The 2,600-nt window shown below is 70.5% G+C and carries 3 protein-coding genes; all 3 read left to right on the top strand.

From position 1 onward, the window contains the following. Positions 1–272 (top strand): DUF1236 domain-containing protein (locus ACIKT0_RS16680; RefSeq protein WP_407106502.1); only part of this gene is annotated, 272 nt, incomplete at its 5' end. A 130-nt stretch (positions 273–402) separates the two neighbouring features. Beyond that, positions 403–1,809: an FAD-binding oxidoreductase gene (locus ACIKT0_RS16685; RefSeq protein WP_407106503.1), complete on the top strand. Its 1,407-nt coding sequence runs from the start codon at positions 403–405 to the stop codon at positions 1,807–1,809. A gap of 77 nt (positions 1,810–1,886) precedes the next feature. After that, a partial coding sequence (locus tag ACIKT0_RS16690; protein ID WP_407106504.1) for an AsmA family protein occupies positions 1,887–2,600 on the top strand: 714 nt, incomplete at its 3' end.

Genomic DNA, 2,600 nt, shown 5'->3' on the forward strand with positions numbered 1-2,600 from the left:
CGGTGCTGGGCGGGCCTGTCGGAGCGGCGGCCGGCGCAGTCGCCGGCGGCGTGATCGGCACCGCGATCGCGCCCCCCAAGAAGGTCAAGGAGTACGTCGTGCGCGAGGAGCGCCCGTCCGTGCGCTACGAAGGCGAGGTCGTGGTCGGCAAGGCGCTGCCGCAGGACGTCGAGATCTACCAGGTGCCCGACAGCGACTACAGCTACACGGTCGTGAACGAGCGCCGCTACATCGTCGACAACAACCGCAAGGTGGTCGAAGTCGTGGAATGAGCGGTCGCCGCTGACGGACTTCCGACGACGCCCTGCGCTTCGCTGCGCAGGGCGTTTTTGCGTTCTCAAACCGCGAGCTGAATCTGCTAGGAAAGCGGGCGCAATCCCCGCTGGCGTCGGAGAGAAAGACATGGCGCCCGCCGCCAGAATGAGGCCGTCCGACGACGCCCTTTCGATCGTGATGGAGGCGCTCTCCCGGCGCTTCGCCGACCGCTTCTCGGTCTCTGCGGCCGTCAGGGAGCAGCACGCCCACACGCTGACCTGGATCCCGAACCAGCCGCCGGACTGCGTGGTGTTCCCGCAGGACACCGCGGAGGTCGCGGAGATCGTGCGGCTCTGCGCAAAGCACGGCGCGCCGATCGTACCGTTCGGGACCGGCACGTCGCTCGAGGGCCACGTCAACGCCCCGTTCGGCGGCGTCTGCATCTCCACGGAGCGGATGAACGAGATCGTCGCCGTCCATCCGGAAGACCTCGACGCCGTCGTGCAACCCGGCGTCACGCGAAAGCGCCTGAACGACCATCTCCGCGACCAGGGACTGTTCTTCCCCATCGACCCGGGCGCCGACGCCTCGCTGGGCGGCATGGCCGCGACGCGCGCCTCGGGGACCAACGCGGTCCGGTACGGCACGATGCGCGACAACGTGCTGGGGCTGACCGCGGTGCTCGCGTCCGGAGAGATCATCCGCGCCGGCGGCCGGGCGAAGAAGTCCTCGTCCGGCTACGATCTCACGCGCCTTCTGGTCGGATCCGAAGGCACGCTCGGGGTCATCACCGAGCTCACCCTGCGGCTGCACGGGACGCCGGAGGCGATCGCCGCAGGGGTCTGCCCCTTTCCGAGCGTCGCGGCAGCGTGCGCCGCCACGACGGCGACGATCCAGTGCGGAATTCCGGTCGCGCGCATCGAGTTGCTGGACGCGCTGCAGGTCCGCGCCTGCAACGCCTATTCGAAGCTCGCCCTGCCCGAGGTCCCGACGCTGTTCCTGGAGTTCCACGGCAGCGACGCCGGCGTGGCGGAACAGTCGGAGCGCTTCGGTGAGATCGCGGCGGACCTTGGCGGCGGTCCGTTCGAGTGGGCGACCCGCACCGAGGAGCGCAACCGGCTCTGGCAGGCCCGGCATGACGCCTTCTGGGCTGCGGGCGCCATGCGGCCCGGCGCCCGGCCGATGTCGACCGATGTCTGCGTGCCGATCTCGCGCCTGGCCGATTGCGTGGCGGAGACACAGGTGGACATCGCCGCTTCCGGCCTGATCGCGCCGATCGTCGGTCATGTGGGCGACGGCAACTTCCACTGCCTGCCGCTGATCGACATGGCGAATCCCGCCGAGGTCGCGGCTTGCGAAGCCTTCGTGGGCCGGCTGGTCGAGCGGGCGCTCGCGATGGGCGGCGCGTGTTCGGGCGAGCACGGCGTCGGCCAGGCCAAGATGAAGCACCTCGAGGCGGAGCACGGGGCCGGGGCGATGGCGGCGATGCGGGCGATCAAACGCGCGCTCGACCCGCAGAACATCATGAATCCCGGTAAGATCGTGATTCCGTGACGAGGGGCTGAGCGTATAGTGAGACCCTCGGGAGGGCGGCCGGACAGTCGTCGATCGGATCGGGCGGACCCGACGTCGTGAACAACACCCTCACCGGGCTTGGGCTCGCGCTCGTGCTGGCGCTGCTCGCCGCCCTGATCGGTCCCTGGTTCATCAACTGGAGCGTCTACCGCGACGAGTTCGCCGCGCAGGCGAGCGCGCTCGTGGGCGCGCCCGTGACGGTTTCGGGCGCAGTCGACGCGCGGCTGCTGCCGAGCCCCTATGTCCGCTTTCGTGATCTCACCGCCGGACGCGGGCCGGGGCGCCTGGCGGTCGCCGAGGTCGAGATCGAATTCGCGATCGCTCCGCTGCTGCGCGGCGAGTTCCGCGCCGAGCGCGTCAAGATCGTCCGCCCGCGGCTGGAGATCGCCGTGCGGCCGGACGGCGCGGTCGAGGCGCCGTTCTCCGTCGCCCAAGGCTCCGCCAGGGCAGAGCGCATCTCCTTCGATCGCGCGGAGATCATCGACGGCGCCGTCTCGGTGAAGGGAGCGAGCGGCGACTTTCTGCTCGACCGGCTGAACGGCGTCGCCGAGGCGGGCTCGCTCAAGGGCCCGTACCGCTTCGAAGGCGAGGGCAGCGCCTTCGGCCGATCGGCCGGTCTCCGGCTGTCCACCGGCCGCGCCGACGCTGCGGACCAGCTGCGCCTCAAGCTCAACGTCGCGCCGCGCGGGCGGCCCGAGACCTTCGACCTGGACGGGACGCTGTCGTTCGCGGCCGCAAAGCCGACGCTCGAGGGGCAGGCCAGTCTGGTC

The organism is Hansschlegelia beijingensis (assembly GCF_045505405.1).
Lineage (GTDB): Bacteria > Pseudomonadota > Alphaproteobacteria > Rhizobiales > Methylopilaceae > Methylopila > Methylopila beijingensis_A.

Excerpts from the sequence above, each read along its gene's own strand:
- ACIKT0_RS16685 (WP_407106503.1), top strand. The coding sequence starts at position 403 with ATGGCGCCCGCCGCCAGAATGAGGCCGTCCGACGACGCCCTTTCGATC.